Source organism: Nitrosomonas sp. ANs5, assembly GCF_050584665.1.
Lineage (GTDB): Bacteria > Pseudomonadota > Gammaproteobacteria > Burkholderiales > Nitrosomonadaceae > Nitrosomonas.
On record NZ_JBEUDO010000051.1, the window covers coordinates 1 to 19,698 of the forward strand.

Here is a 19,698-nt window from a genome sequence, read left to right on the forward strand (position 1 = left end):
AGCTAGAAACAGGCCAGCATTGCATATTAATATTGCAATTCTACCGGGAAGAGGAAAGTTTTTACGCAGTTCCGGTGCATTCGGAATGATCGACTGTGCCGATCAGACAGCCAGCAGTAAGGCGCACGGGGCAACATTGAGGACGAAAGCTCATGGCAGTCCAAAATGTTGGTATTTCTTTCTCCTAGCCAAGGGCTGCAGGAGCGATAAGCGAAGGCTGGCCTCCTAGGCTGATGGGTTTGTGCAGTTCTGCTTATCTTCTGAGAATCAAGGGGGAATCCATATTTCTCCGGGAGTGGGCGCTGTGCATGAAAGATTTTCCGACCTGGCCGCGCCTAATCCGCAGATGTATGTTGGACCAGCATGGGTTTTATCGAGATCGAATCAGTAATGATATCCGCTGCCTGCCCGGCAGAATGCCGGTTTTCAAAGGGTCCGACCAGGATTTTATATAGACCACTTGTTTCGTCGATACGGGCCTGTTGACTGATTGTCGGCAGATCCGAGCGCAATTGTGCAAGATAATTATGTGCGCTGCGGGCGGAGCCGAATGCGGCGAGTTGTAAATAGAGCCCGCTTGCCTGGCGGTTGGATTTGAGTGTCGTGGCAGCCGGGGTCTGGGTCTGATCAAGGCGAGCGCTTGCTTGCCCGGGAACGATGCTTTCAACTTCAACCAATGCGCTGCCATTGGCAAGGATATCCAGTTTATAGGCAGCAACATAGGATAGATCGATCAAGCGGTTGGATAGAAAAGGTCCTCGATCATTGATGCGAACGATCACAGATTTGCCGTTTTGCAGATGCGTGACCCGGGCATAGCTTGGTATCGGCAAGGTGGGGTGGGCGGCAGTCATGGCGTACATGTCGTAAATTTCGCCCGAAGCCGTCTTATTGCCGTGATAACGCCGGCCGTACCAAGATGCATGCCCTCGTTCTTTGTAAGGCTCGAGTCGAGTCATGGGGGTGTAAGTTTTGCCCAGGGCGACATATGGACGCATGTTGGTGGTTCTCAATGCTTCCTTGCGGGGCACGGCATCGGGAATGGCGTCGAGATTGGCGGGCGGGTTGTGCCCGGGGCCGTCATCGAGATAATAACCGCCCCCTTTGATTGCATGTGAAGAATATTGTTTATTAACACGCTCTGCTGATTGTTGGGATTGAGGCGGACTGCTGCAACTGGCCAGATATAACGTAGTGATCACCAGAAAGAGGATCAGTGGCATCATGCTGCGGTGAGAGAAACCAGGCTGATTGATCATATTTGTGCTTCGTCAAGTTTTAACCAGTTTGGGATGCATGTGTATGCTCATCAAAATACCAAAACCCAGTAGGATGGTCACCATGGAGGTCCCCCCATAACTGATGAGCGGCAGAGGAACACCGACTACAGGCAGAATGCCGCTGACCATGCCAATATTGACAAATACATAAGTGAAGAAAGTCAATGTGATCGATCCGGCGACTAGGCGCGTGAAGCGCGTCGGGGCTTTGGCCGTGATGACCAGGCAACGTCCGATCACTATTATGTAAAGCAATAATAACAAACCGTTACCAATCAGTCCAAATTCCTCCGAAAATACCGAGAAAATGAAATCGGTGCTGGGTTCGGGCAGAAAATCGAGCTGAGACTGGGTGCCTTTCTGCCACCCCTTGCCTGAGATCCCACCGGAGCCGATGGCAATATTGGACTGGATGGTATGGTAACCTGCGCCGAGTGCATCTTGCGAGGGATCGAGCATAGTCATGACGCGCCTGCGCTGGTAATCATGCATGCCGAAGTTCCAGAAAAGAGGCAGGCTGATCGCCGCTGCGATCGTCAGGCTGATTATGATCCGCCAGGATAATCCGGCCAGAAATAATACATAAAATCCACTGGCCGAGATCATCAAAGCCGTGCCAAGATCGGGTTGGCGTGCGATCAATAGTACCGGTAACAATAAAATCAAGGCTGCACCGAGATAATCGCGCAACCGCAAGGTGAGATTGGCCTTGTCAAAATACCATGCCATCATCAGTGGAACGGCGATTTTCAATAATTCTGAAGGTTGAATACGTGTAATTCCTAGATTCAGCCAGCGACGCGCACCATTGTGAATCTCACCAAACAATGCCACGGCAATCAAGAGCACGATGCCTAATATGTACAGGGGCAAGGCGAGGCGCATAATTTTCTGGAGAGGGATGTTCGCAATGCTCCACATGATCACAAGTGCGATAGCCATGTTGAGCAGCTGGCTTATCACACGGGCAGTGTTGCCGCCAGTTGCGCTAAACAGAACGACTATGCCGGTGATCATTAATAAGAATATGCCCGCCAGCAGAAAATTATCGATATAGCGAGTCAGGTAATACCATATCTTTTCTGCGCTCAGAGTGATCATGTTTATAGTCCCGCATTCCTGAAAAAAGGATATTCTGACGTCAATGAATCTATATTTATTGGCCGCGCCATTGCAATGCCTTGTAATGGTGCAGCCGTACAGCAAAGTTTGTCGCCCGCTCCAATGATGAATCCTGGTTGACAGTTGTGGACACCATCAGGTGATCAAAAGCACCGACGGATTCAACAACCGCTTGAATTATCCCGGTTTCTCGATTGGCTCGGGCATTGTCCCAAGAAAAAAATAGTCGAGAACTTTGCGTGCAATCGGTGCGGCTGTTGCCCCCCCCGAGCCCCCGTTCTCAACGAGTACTGTCAGGACGATCTGAGGATGTTCGGCAGGTGCGTAGGCGGTAAAAAGCGCATGGTCACGATGCCGCTCGTCGATTTTGCTAGCGATATAGCGTTCTCCCTGTTTGATATTGATGACTTGGGACGTGCCGGTTTTCCCGGCAAAGGTATAAGCTGCATCGGCGCCGACGCGTGCGGCCGTGCCGCCAGGACGTGTGACGTCGACCAAAGCCTGCTTGATATGGTCGAGATGTTCCTGCTTCAGATTCAATCTGTACATTTCCTCAGAAAAGTCATCCGTGATTAAACCCTGCTGGTGATTTGCCTGTTGTTTGACGAAATGTGGCCGGAAGGCCTTGCCATTATTGGCCAATAACATGGTTGCGAAAGTGAGCTGAAGTGGCGTGGCCAGGTTAAACCCTTGACCAATTCCAACTGAAATCGTATCCCCTGGAAACCAGGGCTGATTAAAGCGTTCTTTTTTCCATTCAGGGGAGGGCAGCAGTCCACTCATCTCGCCGGGAATATCGACCCCGGTTTTGTTGCCAAAGCCAAATTGTGCGATGAAGGCGTGAATGTTGCTGATACCTAGATCATGCGAGAGCATGTAATAGTAGGTATCACAAGAAACAACCAGCGATTTATGCAAATCAACCCGGCCGTGTCCCCCCGGCTTCCAGTCCCGAAAACGGTGAGTGCTGCCGGGCAGACTGAAAAATCCTGGGTCGTTGATGGCATAATGAGGGGTGCGTTTGCTCAATTCCAATCCGGCCAGTGCCATGAAAGGCTTGAAGGTAGAACCTGGCGGGTAGACGCCGCGCAAGGCACGATTGTTCAGTGGTCTGTCTTTGGATTCATTCAGCAGGCGCCAGTTATAATGATCAATGCCATCAACAAATAAATTGGGATCAAAGCCCGGTTTGCTGACAAAGGCCAATATCTCGCCATTGGAAGGATCCATGGCTACCAGCGCACCACGGAATTCGCCAAACGCCTCTATGGCTGCTTGTTGTAAACCTATGTCGAGGGTAAGCGTAAGATCGCTGCCAGCAACGGGTGGTACGCGCGATAAAGTGCGAACAGGCCGGCCGATAGCATCCGTTTCGACTTGCTCGAATCCAGTTACTCCATGCAGTGCGCTTTCATAGCTTTTTTCAATGCCGGTGCGGCCAATATGAAGAGAGCCGCGATAATTCTCTAGCTGTTGATTGGCTTCGAGTTGCTCCAAATCTTTATCGTTGATACGGCCGATATAGCCGATGACATGTGAGACCCACTCCCCTGTTGGATAATGTCTAAGCAGACGTGCCTTGATATCCATTCCCGGAAAACGGTAGCGATTCTCGGCAAATCGCGCAACTTCGATATCCGTTAAACGGGAGCGTATCGGAAGGCTTTTGAAACGTGTGCTTTCCCGCTTGAGTTTGTTGAAACGTCTGCGGTCTTCGGGCGTGATTTCGATTAAGGTCGCCAATTTATCGATGGCTGCATCAAGGTTGGCGACTTGATCAGGAATGATTTCCAGGGTATAGGCCGTGAAATTCTGTGCCAGAATTTCACCATTCCGATCGAATATCAGGCCGCGATTGGGAACGAGCGGCATAATGGCAATGCGATTTGCCTCCGCGAGCGTATTGTAATGTTCGCTGCGTAATACCTGGAGATAAACAAAGCGGCCGAATAATAGGCAGAATACAAGCAAAATGCCAATGGCGCTGAGTGTTAATCTGATGCGGAATTGCCGGAGTTCATGCAAATGGTCGCGAAGTTCGACGGTTTCCTTCATATTTCATCTGGATCCGTGCGTTGTTTCCGGAAATTGTCCAGAATAATAGAAATCAAGGGCCAGCAAAGCGCCCCAGTAACGCTCGAAAGCAAAACATACCATTCGGGGAAATATGAGCCTGCCAGCGTTCCGGTCAAAAATACCACGATTTGGGCCAGGAATAACATCCATAAAACGGCCGGGATCTGCCGGAAGGCGCTGAACATGCGTAAACGCCGATGCAGGATTAGTGCAAAGAATGTAAGCAGGCAATAAGCCAGCGCATGCTGCCCCATGATGCTTGCATCGACGACATCCATGATCAGACCCATGAAGAAGGCGATGCTCATGCCGGTTTGCTGCGGCTGATGGATACTCCAGTAAAGCAGGGCCAGCGCAACAAAATCCGGACGCAGCATGGCAGCCATGTTTTCAAATGGCAGCAAATTAAGCAGAATGGCCGCAACGAGACTTAAATAAACCAGTGAGCTTTTGACTGGAAGAGGCAGTTCCTGGCCAAGATAGTCATGGCATGTGACTCTGGGTTTGTTGGTCGGGCTGAGTGGCATGGGCGTCAGGATATTTGGTTTTTTCTTCAAAAGTTGTGAGCGGAGAGGCGACGAGGATCAGTACCTGTCTGTGGCGGTCTACACCCGCCACTGGCGTACAAATAATCCGTGCAAATTCCCGCGAACGATCATATTCGATATGGGTGACGCGGCCCACTGGTAGGCCTGGTGGATAAACGCCGCCTATACCCGAGGTGATGAGCAAGTCACCCTTGCGGACATCGGCATTGATTGACAGGAACCGTAACTCTAATTGGCTATTTCTGCCTGCACCGGAAATCACTGTTCGCAATGCATTGCGGGCGATCTGTACCGGGACAGAATGATCCTTGTCAGTGATGAGAGTGACTTCCGACGTCCATGGATATGCTTGTGTGACTTGTCCGATAACGCCCAGATCATCGATGACGACTTGGCCATCCTTGACGCCGCTTGCATTGCCCTTGTTCAGGGTTATTTTGCGATTGAATGGATCGCGTGGGGTATGCAATATTTCCGCCATCACCACCTCAATTTCTGTTTGTTGCGCAGCCCCCAGCAAAGCGCGCAATTGTTTGTTTTCGGCGGTTAATGCTTGCAACTGGAAAAACTTGTACTGACTGGTGAGATATTCGCGTCTGAGAAAGTCGATTTCTTTGATGAGCTTGAAATCGGATACATAGCGTTCCAGTCGATTGCGCAACTGAAAAGGTGCATGCGCGAGTTGTTGCAAGGGATAGATGATGGTTCCGATAGCGCGTCGTACTTCTGAAACCAGTTTAGATTGGTGATCCGCTATCATGATAAAAATGGATAGCAATACAAAAAAAAACAACTTGGCCAGTGGGCTGGGGCCTAACCTGAAGAATCGTGGAGGAGTTTGCATGCAGCCTTAACTTTTCAACATTTCAGGAAGGTGTTAGGGAATTAGCGGATCCGGGAAAGATGCTATGACAGACCAGCAGACTGGTAACCCAAGACCGGCTTTGCCCGGCATATATTTTTGTATGATAAGCCGTTTTCCGGGCGATGCCTAGACTGGATGAATAGTTTGTCAGTATTGTGCGAGGCAAGACGGTTGATTGCAACCATAATTTAGCTATGACCAGATCATATGTGTAATCCGTCGCTGTCGATCAGCATCAATGTTCTGAGTATTGCCCTATCAGTGAGAGTGAGCAATCAATAGTCCCTGGCAAAAATTCCAATCGAATTATCGATATTTTCGAGGGCGATACCAGCGCCACGGACAACGCAGGTTAGAGGATCATCGGCGATGATAACCGATAGTCCCGTTTCTTCCATCAATAACCGATCGATATCGTTCAATAATGCACCGCCCCCTGTCATGACCATGCCCATCTCCGCAATATCGGAACCGAGTTCAGGAGGGGTCTGTTCCAGTGCGGTCTTGACTGCGCTGACAATGCTGTTCAAGGGCTCGGCCAATGCTTCCAGGATTTCGTTGCTAGAGATGGTAAAGCTGCGTGGAATGCCCTCGGCCAGATTGCGTCCCTTGACTTCTATTTCCCGTACTTCGGAGCCGGGATAAGCCGAACCGATTTCCGATTTGATGATTTCTGCGGTGACCTCGCCTATCATCATGCCGTAATTGCGTCGAATGTAGTTAACAATCGCTTCATCGAACTTGTCACCCCCTACGCGAACAGAGTTTGAATAAACAATTCCGCCTAACGAGATGACTGCGACTTCAGTCGTGCCCCCTCCAATATCGACAACCATGGAACCCGTTGGTGTTTCAACCGGTAAATCGGCACCCAGTGCTGCAGCCATCGGCTCCTCAATCAATTCAACTTTACGTGCGCCCGCGCCGTAGGCCGCTTCACGAATAGCCCGGCGTTCTACCTGGGTTGAGCCGCATGGTACCGAAATAACAATACGTGGGTTAGCCGAGAACAAGCGGGGTGGGTGCGCTTTTCTGATAAATTGCTTGAGCATTTGCTCGGTGACGGTGAAATCTGCAATGACGCCATCCTTCATTGGCCGGATGGCGGTGATATTACCGGGCGTGCGGCCCAGCATTTGTTTTGCAGCCAAGCCCACTTGTTGAATCATGCGCTTGCCGCCTGGGCCGCCTTCTTGCCTGATAGCGACGACTGAGGGCTCATTTAGTACGATCCCCTGACCACGGACGTGGATCAGCGTATTGGCCGTACCCAAATCAATCGCCATATCTGTCGAAAAATAATGACCCAGAAAGTTATTGCTTAGGAAGTTAAACATGATGGCAGTATTCCAGCGTGGCAGATTCGATATGTATATGTATGGGATAAGTCTCTTCGAGTAAACGCTATACGCTATAGGCTATAGGCATTAAAAATCATGCGTTCAACAAACGCGTCATGATACTCTATTATGTGTCTCAATATAAAGCTTCAGGAAAATGACCTTATCACTTGACGATGTTAAACGCGTTGCGAATCTGGCCCGTATAGAGATTAGCGAGGACGATGCGCAGCAAACACTTGCCCATTTATCGGGGATATTCAATTTAATCGAACAAATGCAGGCCGTTAACACCGATGGCGTCGAGCCCATGAGTCATTCCCAGGACATGGTGCAACGACTGCGCGAGGATGTCGTCACCGAGTCTGATCAGCATGCACTGTTTCAATCCATTGCGCCTCAGGTAGAAGCGGGATTTTACTTGGTTCCCAAAGTGATTGAATAAAATCTCATACGCGCATTTACGCGATCCCCTTCTTTTCAAGAATCTTATTGATTGGACATGCTAATAAACGCCAGCCTTAAGCAACTTTCTTTGTTGTTGTCTGATAAAAAAATTTCCAGCGTCGAACTTACCAGTGAATTTCTGGCACGTATCCAGACGCTCAATTCCGGGTTGAATGCCTTTATCACTCTTGATGAGGAAAGAAGCCTGACTCAGGCCCGAGACGCTGACGAGATGATTGCGTCGGGGCGGTCAATGCCGTTAACAGGGATACCACTGGCGCAGAAAGATATTTTTTGTGCGCAGGGTTGGTTGACTACCTGCGGGTCGAAAATGCTTTCGAATTTTGTGTCGCCTTACGATGCGACCGTGGTCGAACGATTTAACCAGGCTGGGCTGGTGAATCTTGGTAAAACCAATATGGATGAATTCGCCATGGGTTCCAGCAACGAAACATCCTATTATGGACCTGTCAGAAATCCCTGGGATTTATCGGCGGTTCCCGGTGGCAGTTCTGGCGGATCCGCCTGTGCGGTCGCAGCACGTATGGCGCCGGCTGCCACAGGGACCGATACGGGCGGATCGATTCGCCAGCCTGCCGCATTGTGCGGAATTAGTGGCATCAAGCCAACTTATGGTTTGGTTTCGCGCTATGGGATGATCGCGTTTGCTTCCAGTCTCGACCAGGGCGGACCGATGGCGAAATCCGCGGAAGATCTCGCGTTGCTTTTGAATCTGATGGTTGGGTTTGATGAACGCGATTCGACGAGCTTGCAACGTGACGCCGAGGACTATGGGCGCGACTTGGAAAAGCCGATTGAGCGATTGCGTATTGGGTTGCCCAAGGAGTTTTTTGCAGAAGGCATGAGCGCTGATGTTGCCAGCGCGATAGAATCCGCTCTGGATGAATTCCGCAAGTTGGGCGCAACCTTTGTGGATATATCCTTGCCGAATAGCAAACTTGCAATCCCGGTCTATTATGTGCTAGCGCCGGCTGAAGCTTCCAGCAATCTATCTCGTTTTGATGGCGTGCGCTATGGATATCGCGCCGCACAGTATACTGATCTGGAAAGCATGTATAAGAGAACTCGAGCAGAAGGATTTGGCGAGGAAGTGAAGCGACGTATTTTGATTGGCAGCTATGTATTGTCCCATGGCTACTATGATGCCTATTATCTTCAGGCCCAGAAATTGCGGCGCCTGATTGCCAAGGATTTCACTGATGCCTTTCAGCAATGCGATTTAATCATGGGGCCGACTTCTCCGACGGTCGCTTTTGATATAGGCGAGAAATGTGACGACCCGATTCAGATGTATTTGTCCGATGTCTACACCAGTGCTGCAAGTCTTGCAGGATTGCCAGGCATGTCAATACCTGTCGGGTTCGGCAGAAAGGATCGTCCGGTGGGATTGCATATCATTGGCAATTATTTTAAGGAAGCGCAAATGTTGAATGCTGCCCATCGTTATCAGCAGGTAACGGATTGGCATCAGCGGATGCCGTCGGACGTTCTGGCATGAGTCTATAAGGCTAGGTCTGAGCACTTTGGTTGCTGGTTCGCTGGACGTGTCTTCTACCCAGACGACGCAGGTCTTGCTAAAAATTGCGCTCGCGCTCGCCTTTGGGACGTTTTTTATGCCGAAGGGATGATTCAGCCGATTCATGGCATTGCTACAATGCTCTGACATAAAAGAGTCATTCAGGAGGTGTATGCTGTTTGACATCTGCGAAATCACACGCTTTGTCCGTCCAGTCGATGAAACTTGATTAAAATATAGAAAAGATAAGGATTGCCTGATCATGCAATGGGAAATTGTAATTGGTCTTGAAATACATGCACAACTTTCAACGCGGTCTAAAATATTTTCCGGTGCATCGATTGCCTATGGTGCCCGGCCGAATTCGCAAGCATGCGCCGTGGATATAGCCTTGCCAGGCGTGCTCCCGGTTTTAAATCAGGGGGCAGTAGAACGAGCGATCAAATTCGGGCTGGCTATTGATGCAAAGATCAACTCTCCTTCGATTTTTGCGCGTAAAAACTATTTCTATCCTGATTTGCCGAAAGGTTACCAAATTAGCCAATTCGAACGTCCAATCGTGGAGGGGGGGCATGTCAATATCCAAGTCGGTGAAAGGGAGAAGACCATACGCCTGACTCGTGCGCACTTAGAAGAAGATGCAGGAAAGTCGATGCACGAAGACTTTCATGGCATGACAGGGATCGATTTGAATCGTGCGGGCACAGCGTTGCTGGAGATTGTCTCTGAACCTGATATGCGCAGCAGTGCCGAGGCGGTTGCCTATGCCAAGACACTGCATTCTCTGGTGCGCTGGATTGGTATATGCGATGGTAATATGCAGGAAGGGTCATTCCGATGTGATGCGAATGTCTCGGTAAGGCCCCTGGGGATTGAAAAGCTGGGAACACGGTGCGAAATCAAGAACCTGAATTCTTTCCGCTTTCTTGAAAGAGCCATTGACCATGAAGTGGCACGGCAAATTGATATTCTGGAAGAGGGTGGCCATATCATTCAGCAAACCAGGTTATATGATGCAGAGCGGGATGAAACACGCAGCATGCGCAGCAAGGAGGACGCGCAGGACTATCGCTATTTCCCGGATCCTGATTTGTTGCCGGTAATCATTTCTGAAGAGTGGATTGAACGTGCCAAGAAGAGTCTGCCCGAGTTGCCAGAAGACAAACGTTCTCGATACGTCAAGCAGTATGGCTTGTCGGCATATGACGCTAGCGTGTTGACTGTCGCGCGTGAACTTTCGGATTATTTCGACCGAACGGTAGAGATTTTACCCGGGCAAGGCAAGCTTTGTGCTAACTGGATCATGGGTGAAGTGAGTGGCCGATTAAATAAGGAAGGGCTTGAGATTGCGCAATGTCCGGTTAATCCTGAGCAATTGGCAGGCCTGTTGCGACGTATTAGCGATGGAACCGTTTCAGGAAAAATGGCGAAGGAGGTATTTGATGGCATTTGGTCTGGCGAGGGAAATGACGCAGATGCCGTCATTGCGAAGAAAGGCCTCAAACAAATTTCGGATGATGGTGAGATTGAAAAATTAGTGGACGACGTGCTGATCGCTCATTCCCAGCAAGTGGCCGACTACCAGTCCGGGAAAGAAAAAGCCTTCAACTCACTGGTTGGTCAAGTAATGAAAGCGTCGAAAGGAAAAGCGAATCCAGCTCAGGTCAATTCGATACTCAAGCGGAAGCTGAGCAAGTAATTTTCAATTTGCCATCATTGCGAAAATGTCCTGTTATCGGTTGGGCTATCGCTTTTTGTTGAATAATTATATCCCTGACTTTGGTCGGGTTCGCGTTTCGCAGCAAATCATTCGCGCCGCGAATGAAAATTACCCAATCCTTGTTTATGAACCGCCCGGAAAGGTTGCAGCGACGCTGATTACCTTTTCGGGCTTTTCTGTTCATGGGTATCGAGATAAGCGCTTGGCCAGGCTTTCACGCGCTTTTGCGCGCCAAGGGTTGCGAGTTGTGACTCCCTATGTGGGGGATATTGATCAGCTGCGCATACATCCGGCTTCCATAGATAAGTTTGCCGCTTTGATCGAGGCGATACGCTCTGATGACATCATTAATTCGAGTAAACGTGCCATCAGTATTTTCGCCACATCGTATTCTGGCGGAATCGCGATGCTGGCGGCAGCCCGCCGCCAAACCGCACCTTGTGTCAATGCAATCTGTCTGTTGGGCGCATTTGCCGATTTCCGGAATGTGCTGCGATTTGTCGTGAAAGAACAGACTATCGATGATTATGCAAGGTATATTTTACTGCGCAATTTTCTGCAGCGAAGCGATCGGCATAATAACGAACTAATAAATTTGCTTGATGTAGCGATAGCCGATAATGGATTCCGGAGAAAGGTTCCGCGACTTCCTCGAGTGTTGCAGGCCACATCGCCCGATAATATGGGTGTTTTCTGGAAAATGCTGAACGATGTCGATTTCAGGCGGGAAATTGTTTACGGGGCGTTTGCAGACATTGATCAAAGCGAATCCTGGGCAGAAAAGTTCAATCTTGCAGACAAGCTGGAGCAAGTCACATTTTCAGTCAGTTTGATCCACGGACAGCGCGACAATGTGATTCCCAGTAGCGAGTCCGTTCAACTGCATGATTCATTGCTGCATCAGGGTAAACATAGTCACCTTACCTTGACGAATCTGCTTGATCATGGTGATTTGATTGTAAATCATGCGCTCTATAGAGAAGTCAGCAAGTTAGCTTTGGCATTCGGTACTTTCATCGAAGTCTCGCTTGCACCCCAAGGCTAACTTCCAAACGCGTCACCAATGCATAAATCTGGGGAAGGGCAGACTAATCGGCTGGTCTGCAGGCATGTATTTGAGTTGATAACCCTGTCTCAAAACATAGCCTGGGTGCCATGACTGATTCGCTAATAAATCGGGCTTTAAGAGGAGGTGAGTGGTATGTCTGTGTGGCGCTGATCTCGGCTCTCAAACGAAGGCGGGTATATAGCCATATTTAAACTAGGGTTATTAGGGTTTTTTGCCCGTCCGTGACGCAAAAATACCGTGATTGAGTAAATATAAAACCCTATGATTTTATTTATTTTTATAATTCCCTAGTAAAGGTGTGGAAAAAAAGCTTGACTAAAAGCCGTAAGGTGACTAGCCTTTCATATGTATCTAGTGGAGGTGGATGAAACTTTGCTGGAACAAAACAAGAAGTATTTAGTCATAGATCAAGCAAAGACCACAAAAAAATTGTGGTTATTTGTGAAGGTAGGTAATGAAAGCTGAGATTTTCATTACTGTTTCTAACAAAAATGTAGTGAACAGGAGGAATAGAGATGGCAACTACGATGGGAACGAGCAGCGCATCGTCGACCTCGGAAAGAGGCTATGACATGTCGTTGTGGTACGATTCCAAATGGTACAAATTTGGGATGACGACCATGCTATTGGTAGCGATTTTCTGGGTTTGGTACCAACGGACCTTTGCTTACTCGCACGGCATGGACTCCATGGAGCCTGAATTTGACCGTATTTGGATGGGGTTATGGCGCGTTCACATGACGATCATGCCTTTGTTTGCACTGGTAACCTGGGGCTGGATCTGGAAAACGCGTGATACCAAAGAGCAACTGGACAACCTTGATCCCAAGCTCGAAATCAAACGCTACTTCTACTGGTTGATGTGGATTGGCGTCTACATCTTTGGTGTTTACTGGGGCGGCAGCTTCTTCACCGAGCAAGATGCATCCTGGCACCAAGTGATTATTCGTGACACCAGCTTCACGCCTAGCCACGTTGTGGTGTTCTACGGATCATTCCCGATGTACATCGTTTGCGGTATTGCAGCTTACCTGTATGCAATGACCCGCTTGCCGCTGTATAGCCGTGGCATTTCCTTCCCGCTGGTGATGGCCATTGCAGGACCGTTGATGATTCTGCCTAACGTTGGCCTGAACGAATGGGGACATGCTTTCTGGTTCATGGAAGAACTGTTTAGCGCACCCTTGCACTGGGGCTTTGTGATTCTGGGTTGGGCTGGCCTGTTCCAAGGTGGCATTGCTGCTCAGATCGTTACCCGTTATTCCAACCTTACTGACGTAATCTGGAATAACCAAAGCAAAGAAATCCTCAACAACCGGATCGTAGCCTAATCTGGTCGTGATTCGCCTGGGGCGGTAGCATCTACGGTCTGGGCGACGAGAAGAGGAAACAGACCAGTTGATTTCTAGGGATTTGAGATCAGCTGGTCGCCAATGCGGTACCTTACTCAAAAAGATAGAGGAATCGTCATGTTACATTTACTATCACAAGCTACGAAAGGGAGGGCAATGTGAGTATGTTTAGAACCGAAGAGATCCTGAAAGCGGCCAAAATGCCGCCGGAAGCGATCCACATGTCACGCATGATTGATGCGGTATATTTTCCGATTCTGGTAATACTGCTGGTGGGTACTTACCACATGCATTTCATGCTGTTGGCAGGTGACTGGGATTTCTGGCTTGACTGGAAAGACCGTCAATGGTGGCCAGTAGTGACCCCCATCGTTGGGATTACCTACTGTGCAGCAATCATGTACTACCTGTGGGTAAACTACCGTCAACCGTTTGGTGCGACACTGTGCGTTATCAGCCTGTTGATCGGTGAGTGGCTGACCCGTTACTGGGGCTTCTACTGGTGGTCACACTATCCCATCAACTTCGTTACCCCTGGCATCATGCTGCCAGGCGCGTTGATGCTGGACTTCACGCTGTACCTGACCCGCAACTGGTTAATCACAGCACTGGTTGGCGGCGGCTTCTTTGGCTTGCTGTTCTATCCTGGCAACTGGGCGATTTTTGGACCGACCCATCTGCCGATCGTGGTAGAAGGCACCTTGTTGTCGATGGCTGACTACATGGGTCACCTGTACGTCCGTACCGGTACGCCGGAATACACTCGTCTGATCGAACAAGGCTCGCTGCGTACCTTCGGTGGACACACCACGGTTATCGCCGCATTCTTTGCAGCATTCGTATCCATGCTGATGTTCACGGTTTGGTGGTATCTAGGAAAAGTCTTTTGCACGGCATTTTTCTATGTCAAAGGTAAAAGAGGACGTATCGTTCACAGGGAAGACGTTACGGCATTCGGAGAAGAAGGCTTTCCAGAGGGGATCAAGTAAATGGATATCAAGAACCTTTACAAGCGCAGTGTAATGGGCCTTTATGGCGTCGCCTACACGGCGGCAGCTCTGGCCATGACAGTAACATTAGATGTGTCCACAGTCGCGGCACATGGTGAGCGCTCCCAGGAACCTTTCCTTCGGATGCGTACCGTCCAATGGTACGACCTGAAATGGGGCCCGGAAGTCACCAAAGTCAACGAACATGCCAGCATCACCGGTAAGTTCCACTTGGCTGAAGACTGGCCGCGTGCAGCTGCCAAGCCGGATCGCGCCTTCTTCAACGTAGGTAGCCCCAGCCCGGTATTCGTGCGTCTCAGCACCAAAATCAATGATCACCCCTGGTTTATTTCAGGTCCCCTGCAAATCGGTCGTGACTATAAATTTGAAGCCAACCTGAGAGCCCGCATTCCTGGCCGCCATCACATGCACGCCATGTTGAACGTGAAAGACGCCGGCCCGATCGCTGGACCAGGCGCCTGGATGAACATCACGGGAAGCTGGGATGATTTCACCAACCCGCTCAAACTGCTGACCGGTGAAACCATCGACTCGGAAACCTTCAACTTGTCGAACGCCCTGTTCTGGCACATTCTGTGGTTCTCGATAGGCGTCTTCTGGATTGGCATCTTTGTTGCCCGTCCGATGTTCCTGCCACGCAGCCGGGTATTGCTGGCATACGGTGATGATCTGTTGATTGATCCGATGGACAAGAAAATCACCTGGGTCATGGCAATCCTTACCCTTACTTTGGTATGGGGTGGCTACCGTTACACGGAAAACAAACATCCCTACACCGTGCCCATCCAGGCTGGTGAATCCAAAGTTGCACCTTTGCCAGTAGCGCCGAATCCAGTTGCGATTCGCGTGACCTACGCCAACTATGACGTACCCGGTCGTGCACTGCGTGTCACCATGGAAGTCACCAACAACGGAGACGCGCCGGTAAACTTTGGTGAATTCACCACTGCAGGTATCCGTTTCGTCAACTCTGTTGGCCGCAAACATCTGGATCCAAACTACCCGCGTGAATTGGTAGCTGTTGGCCTGACGTTTGATGACGAGTCTGCCATCCAACCTGGTGAAACCAAAGAAGTCAAAATGGAAGCCAAAGATGCATTATGGGAAATCCAACGCTTGATGGCGTTGCTGGGTGACCCGGAAAGCCGCTTTGGTGGCCTGCTGATGTCTTGGGATGAAGAAGGAAATCGCCACATCAACAGTATTGCTGGTGCGGTTATTCCGGTATTTACTAAACTCTAAGCTGTACTAGAGTCGTAAACCAGGCAGATACCGGTACACCGCTGTCGTAAGGCAGAGGTGTACCGGTTTTTTTATGGAAAATCTGAACAAAGACCCTTATGGCATGTCGAATTTATGTTCAATTTGACATTGGAGAAAACAAGGGAATGATGAGCATGAAAAGCAAAGTCTTGCCAGCATGGCAAGACAGTGATTCCTTATTGAGAAAGAAACAGGAGGGTTAGTCGTGGTAAGACAATCGATAAAATCAGCTATTGCGGCCTGCGTTCTTGTTTTAGGGACCTATGCAGGCACAGCCCTCGGGCATGGCAGAGTCTCGATGGAAGAAGACACCTGTGTGCGCCAGGTAGGAGAAAACATGGTGCATTTGAGTGCATACCAGCCGCAATATGACCAGGCGGGCCACTACTGCACAGAGATTCCAATGGCCGGCGACACCTATCTGGTTATCGACCTGATCGACCAGGCGTTGCGGAACATGCCCGTGAGCATGAAAGTTGTGCGGGAAGACGCAGGCGAGAGTGCAACCGTCACCCAGATCAATGCCAATTATTACCCTGATGGTGTTATCAGTGGAATAGGCACATTAGATAAAGGGCTTTATTCCGTCGTGGTGACAGCCGAGGGTATTCCGCCCCTGAATTATCACTATCAGCTGCGTGTGGAAATGGTCGACTATGGCAAGGTCGCGCGTGCCTGGACAGGTCCAGTCATCGCATTGCTACTGTTATCGTGGTTGATCTATAAACTCATACAATCCGGGCGCTTGCGCGCATGGTTTGGTTCTCGTCGCACATAGATAAAACGAGTATAAGAACAAAATAAATAGTTATATAATAAGAGATTTTAAACTGGTAAGGAGTAATTGATAATGATAAGGGAGTGGATGAGATCCAGTAGTAAATGGATAGGGGTGCTAGTGTTGGGGATGGCCTGCTCGCTGCAAGTGCATGCCCATGGTGGTCTGTCCCTGGCCGACGACATGTGCAAACTGACAGTCGGCCCCTACACTATGCATTTTACTGGGTATCAGCCTGAAAGCACGCAGGAACAGGAGTTCTGTGAAGATATCCCGAATGTTGGGCGAACGATCGTGGCGCTGGATTACATCGATGAAGCATTGCGGCCGATGACAACAGAAGTACGGATAATTCGTGACACGGGTTCGGAGGAAAATCTGGATGAAATCACGATTTTCCACATGCCCCCCAAGGTTTATCCGAGTGGATCGGTAACGTTTGAGCATGACTTCCCAGCGGAAGGAAGCTTTGTTGGATTGGTGACAGTCCGTGATAATGATACAGAATACGTATCACGTTTCCCATTTGCGGTCGGTACCGGCGGTAAATCGAACCTACCACTTATCCTGGGTGCACTTGCTGTCGCTGCCGCGGCAGGCTTCTTCTTCATGAAGAAAGGCAAGACTGAAGGCGAGGGAAAAACTGCTTAAGTCGTCAGGTTTGCAGGGCAGCTGGCAACTGTTGTAGTTTGCTGCATGAAAAGCCCATATGATTACGTCAGGCTTAAACTTTTCTGTTAAAGCCAAGACACATATTTTTTTAAAGCAATTATGCGCATCTGAGTTGCCTAAGCGCACTCAGATGCGTTTCGCCGCCCACAGGCTTGCTGACCAGTCATCGCTTTTGTATTTCCGTCACTCTCTTCCTGCCAAGCAATAAAATCATCCAACTTACATCGAAGGTGAGCACTGCTTTGTAGAAGATCCCGCAGGCCCCCAGCCAACTTTTTTATCTCATTCGCGCAAAGAAAATACCAGATTAGTTGTGAAAATGTCATAAAAATGCAATGATTTGTCTATAAGATACGATCATTCTAGAGAGTCTTTATGAGGTATTGAATGGCCGCAACGATTCTGGTTGTAGAAGATGAGCCAGCAATTCAGGAGCTAATTTTATATAACTTGCGTAGTGCCGGTTATATTGCTTTATGCGCGGATAGCGCAGAAAGGGCATCGGCGATGATCAACGACGTTCTCCCCGATCTGGTGCTGCTGGATTGGATGCTTCCTAAGATGAGTGGGATTGATTTTGCGCGATTGTTGCGAAGAGACTCGCGTACTAAATCTGTGCCCATCATAATGTTGACGGCCCGTGTGGACGAAAGCGACAAAGTGGCCGGATTGGAAGTGGGAGCGGATGATTATGTGACTAAACCCTTTTCCCCACGCGAATTGGTGGCGAGAATCAAAGCCGTATTGCGCCGTCGTTTGCCCGAAGTATCGGATGAAGTGCTCGATATAGGTGGGTTGAGACTTGATCCAACAACCCATCGTGTCACCTTGTCGGATGAAAAGGAAGCAATACAACCAAGGGAAATATCATTAGGTCCAACCGAGTTCCGTTTGCTGCATTTTCTAATGGCGCATTCTGAGCGCGTATACACGCGTGCCCAATTGCTTGATAAAGTCTGGGGTGATCACGTTTTCGTTGAGGACCGCACCGTCGATGTGCATATACGTCGGCTGCGTAAAGCACTTGAAGTGGCGGAAAAAGATGATCTTATTCAGACAGTGCGGGGGACCGGCTATCGTTTTTCTATCAGGTGTGAAGTCAGTACTTCGTAACAAGCTCAAATATATCGAGCAAACCTCATTGGGTTTGTGATCTGATTCTCCACGGCCAATTTGGTATTCTTTCATTCTTACCTTCAACATGCACTATGTGTCAGTGATATTGTATTTGTTGTTTAATACCACTTCTCGAATGCATTAACTAGAAAATCTCAGATGGACGAGGTTGAGATTGCGCTGATTTTTTTTGGCAAAGCGCAACCACCCGACAGGCCGGACCAAACGGTTCTGGCATTCTAATCGCCTCCCGCTTTTCTTGCTGCTTTACGCTTGGTACAAGTTATCAGCCAAGGTATTGATGAGCCAGCTATAGCTATTCATTCTCTTTCCTCTGGGCGCATGTCGCCATATTGCGCCCAGAATTCTTGATTTGTGGATCATCCATGATGATCAAGGCCATAAAGTCAGCTGTTTTCCAAATTCATACGCAAGACGAATTTATCCCTGGCAATCCCAATTTGAGCCTATGACATATAGATGTATATGGATGGAGGGATTTTGTGCGGTGTGGGGCTAAATTGCGCTCTTTTGGCGACCTTTTTAAACGGTTGAATAGGAAAAAGAATTATCAGAATTAATCAATGAATTGAATGGGATGCGACAATTTGTCACATTGACTTTAGATGCGCTGCCAGTAATATCCGGATGTTGGTTGATATAACCAACCGACATTCTGATATAACTAAAAAAGGAAAATAATGACAGTTCGTCGTGGTCTCAAAGTTCAGAAAATTGTCGGTGGCTTGGTGCTCGCTTCGATGGTGGTTGTAGTAAAACCCTCTTACTCTGCCAGCGTGGTTTACGCTGATCCCATGCCTCATAGCGAAGGTGCCTGCGATGGGGGCATTCCTTATCATTGGACGGTCAATATGAATGGCCGGGATCATGCTGAGTTTGTCTGGCATGTCGGCGCCAAAAGCTGGAACGAGCCTGCACCGCCCTATGAGCCACCTTATACCGGCTGGACACATACCTCCAGTTGGACAGCGCTGGAATTGAAAGAACCTTCGCTACTCGAAATCAAGGTGGAGCGCCAGGGTGGGGTGGCTTATAGAAATAACGCCGGTAATTATCTGACTGCCCGCGACCATCTCGTGCCGGCTTTCTCGATTTACAGCGGATGGCAAAATAGCGGTTGCGAGCAGCACCGGTATAACAACGCCGGTAACACGCCCTGGGCTTATGAGATCGAATATATTGGTAATGAGGCCAACGAAAGGGGACATGACGTCATTACTTATAGGATCCGTCTGGATGCTGGTAAGTATAGTCTCGTAATTGGCGGCAGTCCCAAACCACTGGAGGAGTACCCGGCAAATAACTGTGATGCAGTGGATACCGTTTGCCATGCTTATACCGGCCGACATGGTTATGAAGCACAGCTGACAACTTTCCCGCTAAAAATCAAACCCATCAAGCCAGAAAAACCCGCGAAACCTGCTAAGTAGTCGTATTTTTTTCGGAATTTTTCTAGTCTTACCAGGCACGCAGCCTAGGAGG

General features: G+C 49.2%; 17 protein-coding genes. 11 read left to right on the forward strand and 6 right to left on the reverse strand.

Going from position 1 to position 19,698, the window contains the following annotated elements; all coding sequences use genetic code 11:
- Window positions 1-335: 335 nt before the first annotated feature.
- The 6 genes from ABTW62_RS11220 to ABTW62_RS11245 form a co-directional block, all read right to left on the reverse strand.
- Window positions 336-1,259, reverse strand: a complete 924-nt coding sequence (locus ABTW62_RS11220; protein ID WP_430904671.1) for a septal ring lytic transglycosylase RlpA family protein — start codon at window positions 1,257-1,259, stop codon at window positions 336-338.
- A 12-nt stretch (window positions 1,260-1,271) separates the two neighbouring features.
- Window positions 1,272-2,381, reverse strand: a complete 1,110-nt coding sequence (gene rodA / locus ABTW62_RS11225) for a rod shape-determining protein RodA (protein ID WP_430904672.1) — start codon at window positions 2,379-2,381, stop codon at window positions 1,272-1,274.
- A 198-nt stretch (window positions 2,382-2,579) separates the two neighbouring features.
- Window positions 2,580-4,457 (reverse strand): penicillin-binding protein 2, encoded by a 1,878-nt coding sequence (gene mrdA, locus ABTW62_RS11230; protein ID WP_430904673.1) that lies wholly within the window; start codon window positions 4,455-4,457, stop codon window positions 2,580-2,582.
- Window positions 4,454-5,005: a rod shape-determining protein MreD gene (gene mreD, locus ABTW62_RS11235; RefSeq protein WP_430904674.1), complete on the reverse strand. Its 552-nt coding sequence runs from the start codon at window positions 5,003-5,005 to the stop codon at window positions 4,454-4,456. Before mreD ends, mrdA begins: the two co-directional genes overlap by 4 nt.
- The gene (gene mreC, locus ABTW62_RS11240; RefSeq protein WP_430904675.1) at window positions 4,962-5,870 is read right to left on the reverse strand and encodes a rod shape-determining protein MreC; all 909 of its coding nucleotides are present in this window, start codon (window positions 5,868-5,870) and stop codon (window positions 4,962-4,964) included. Before mreC ends, mreD begins: the two co-directional genes overlap by 44 nt.
- Before the next feature lie 296 nt (window positions 5,871-6,166).
- Complete coding sequence (locus ABTW62_RS11245) at window positions 6,167-7,228, reverse strand: rod shape-determining protein (RefSeq protein WP_430904676.1); 1,062 nt, start codon at window positions 7,226-7,228, stop codon at window positions 6,167-6,169.
- Between the two features lie 160 nt (window positions 7,229-7,388).
- Between ABTW62_RS11245 and gatC the strand changes: the two genes are divergently transcribed.
- From gatC to ABTW62_RS11300, 11 genes are all read left to right on the forward strand, one after another.
- Window positions 7,389-7,676: an Asp-tRNA(Asn)/Glu-tRNA(Gln) amidotransferase subunit GatC gene (gene gatC / locus ABTW62_RS11250; protein WP_430904677.1), complete on the forward strand. Its 288-nt coding sequence runs from the start codon at window positions 7,389-7,391 to the stop codon at window positions 7,674-7,676.
- A 57-nt stretch (window positions 7,677-7,733) separates the two neighbouring features.
- A complete protein-coding gene (gatA, locus tag ABTW62_RS11255; protein ID WP_430904678.1) occupies window positions 7,734-9,197 on the forward strand; it encodes an Asp-tRNA(Asn)/Glu-tRNA(Gln) amidotransferase subunit GatA in 1,464 nt (487 codons plus the stop codon).
- A gap of 280 nt (window positions 9,198-9,477) precedes the next feature.
- Window positions 9,478-10,914, forward strand: coding sequence for an Asp-tRNA(Asn)/Glu-tRNA(Gln) amidotransferase subunit GatB (gene gatB / locus ABTW62_RS11260; protein WP_430904679.1), 1,437 nt, complete (start codon window positions 9,478-9,480; stop codon window positions 10,912-10,914).
- A gap of 25 nt (window positions 10,915-10,939) precedes the next feature.
- Entirely contained in the window at window positions 10,940-11,980 is a 1,041-nt protein-coding gene (locus ABTW62_RS11265; RefSeq protein ID WP_430904680.1) for an alpha/beta hydrolase family protein, read from the forward strand.
- 539 nt (window positions 11,981-12,519) lie between these two features.
- Entirely contained in the window at window positions 12,520-13,335 is an 816-nt protein-coding gene (locus tag ABTW62_RS11270) for a methane monooxygenase/ammonia monooxygenase subunit C (protein WP_090415882.1), read from the forward strand.
- Window positions 13,336-13,520: 185 nt separating this feature from the next.
- Window positions 13,521-14,345: a methane monooxygenase/ammonia monooxygenase subunit A gene (locus ABTW62_RS11275; RefSeq protein ID WP_090415883.1), complete on the forward strand. Its 825-nt coding sequence runs from the start codon at window positions 13,521-13,523 to the stop codon at window positions 14,343-14,345.
- Window positions 14,346-15,608, forward strand: a complete 1,263-nt coding sequence (locus ABTW62_RS11280; protein WP_430904004.1) for a methane monooxygenase/ammonia monooxygenase subunit B — start codon at window positions 14,346-14,348, stop codon at window positions 15,606-15,608.
- Between the two features lie 319 nt (window positions 15,609-15,927).
- A complete protein-coding gene (locus ABTW62_RS11285) occupies window positions 15,928-16,407 on the forward strand; it encodes a hypothetical protein (RefSeq protein ID WP_430904681.1) in 480 nt (159 codons plus the stop codon).
- Window positions 16,408-16,494: 87 nt separating this feature from the next.
- Window positions 16,495-17,058, forward strand: a complete 564-nt coding sequence (locus ABTW62_RS11290; protein ID WP_430904682.1) for an LPXTG cell wall anchor domain-containing protein — start codon at window positions 16,495-16,497, stop codon at window positions 17,056-17,058.
- 408 nt (window positions 17,059-17,466) lie between these two features.
- Window positions 17,467-18,192: a phosphate regulon transcriptional regulator PhoB gene (gene phoB / locus ABTW62_RS11295; protein ID WP_430904683.1), complete on the forward strand. Its 726-nt coding sequence runs from the start codon at window positions 17,467-17,469 to the stop codon at window positions 18,190-18,192.
- Between the two features lie 704 nt (window positions 18,193-18,896).
- Complete coding sequence (locus tag ABTW62_RS11300; RefSeq protein ID WP_430904684.1) at window positions 18,897-19,646, forward strand: hypothetical protein; 750 nt, start codon at window positions 18,897-18,899, stop codon at window positions 19,644-19,646.
- The last annotated feature ends 52 nt before the right edge of the window (window positions 19,647-19,698 follow it).